Source organism: uncultured Campylobacter sp., from assembly GCF_937997595.1.
Classification (GTDB): domain Bacteria; phylum Campylobacterota; class Campylobacteria; order Campylobacterales; family Campylobacteraceae; genus Campylobacter_B.
Window position 1 is genome coordinate 1 of record NZ_CALKTS010000086.1, and the last position, 1,664, is coordinate 1,664.

The window sequence follows — 1,664 nt, forward strand, 5'->3', positions numbered from 1 at the left end:
TTAGTACCGCCGCTCAAAACTAAAGCTCCTCAAAATTCACATACTCGATACGGTTCGCGATTAAAAAATAAAATCGCTTACCGCATCATCGATTGCTGCCGTTTGCAAATTCTGCGATTGCGATACAATTAGCGAAAGACGTTTATCCGCTTCGGATTTTACGTATTTTAACAATGACGAAAGCGGCGTGCCGTTCGCATAACTTTTTCGATAGTTATCAACTTCCGTTTGCGTGAAAACCGGTTTGCCGTCGGGAAATGTCAGCGCGAATATTTTTTTTATCTCTTCCGATTCCGCACTTATATGCTGTTGCGGCATCGGGGGTGTCGGTTCGTCGTTTTTGTTTACGAGCAGATATTTCATTACCGCTCGCGTGACGTTTTTCCATTCGCCCGATGATGATTGATAACTTTCCTGCTTGTGTTCAAAATGTCCGACGGCGTTTTTATTTACCCATGTCGGGTAATCGAAGTTGCCGCGTTGAATACCGAATGCATCGAAAAAGCGGCTCATATTGCGATTGAAAAAATCTCCCTCGACATATCGTTCGACATACGGAGTTTTATTTGCTGCACCTCTACCTCTCTTACCTCTTACTCTCTTAGCTCCGAAGTAGCTTTCATCTATCTCTATCTCGCTATTAAATTTGCTTATCTTTTCACATTCTTGAGAGATCAAAACTCTAATGCTTTTTAGAATCTTATTAATGGAAATTCTAGAGATTCCTGTAAAATTTGCTATTTTAGAAGCTTCTATGTCTTCTGCAAAATACTTGAGAATTTCTCTAAATTTCTTCTCTGAAATTCGGGAACGAATTATATACTTGTTTTTCATCGGCAGGATCATAGTTAAAAACTCCTTTGAAAGTTTTTAACTTATCTTGAGCCAAATTTAAAACAAATTATGTCGCAGCTAGGATTTAGCGCACCTGCAAGCTAAATTTAAACTCTATCATACGCGCCTTGTAGTCGCGCTCGATAGGATTTAGCGCGCCTGCGAGCTAAATTTAAACAGCAACGCGCGCCGTGTATGATCTCGCCGTTTCATTTAGTGCACTTACGAGCTAAATTTACGGCTGAAATTTCAAAATTTACGCTGCGCCAAAGAGCGCTTTGACGCTACGATACGCGCCGCTAGGTTTAAATTTTAAAATTTAGCAGTTAGTGAGCACTCAGCCGACACCTGCCGAATTTGCGGCGGCGGAATTTGCAGAATTTTGCGAATTACCGTTTGCGGAATTTTGCCCTGCGAAATTCCGCGGCGCATGCTTCATTATCAGCTCTCTACTGGGCGCTTTGCCCGACGCACGTTTCGCCTTTTCTCTCGCTATACAGACAGCGCCAACCGCTCCATTACTCGCGCTCACTATGTCATTTGCTACATTTGCTCGGAACCAACTGCGAAAAGCTGCAAATGCACCGAATTCTAACCGCACGCCCTAAATTTCACCGTCTACGCAAAGGGCAAAATTTTTTTGTAATTGCTCCACAGCTCGCTCTGCTCGCCGAAATACGCGAGCAGCCCGCGCACGTTGCGATCGAATGGGTTGGGCTCTTTATGCAGCGCGATACGCTGCGACAAGCGCAGATCGTAGGTGTTATATATCGCGGAATACGGCACCGGAAAGTCCGAAGCGTAAAGCAGGCGCGAGTGCACGTCCGTTT

2 pseudogenes are annotated in these 1,664 nt (G+C 44.2%); both read right to left on the reverse strand.

Annotated elements, in window-relative coordinates:
- Positions 1 to 567 precede the first annotated feature (567 nt).
- A pseudogene (locus Q0614_RS03185) lies at positions 568 to 846 on the reverse strand (IS1595 family transposase); the annotation flags it as partial.
- A gap of 606 nt (positions 847 to 1,452) precedes the next feature.
- Positions 1,453 to 1,664: pseudogene (locus Q0614_RS03190) on the reverse strand (mannonate dehydratase); the annotation flags it as partial.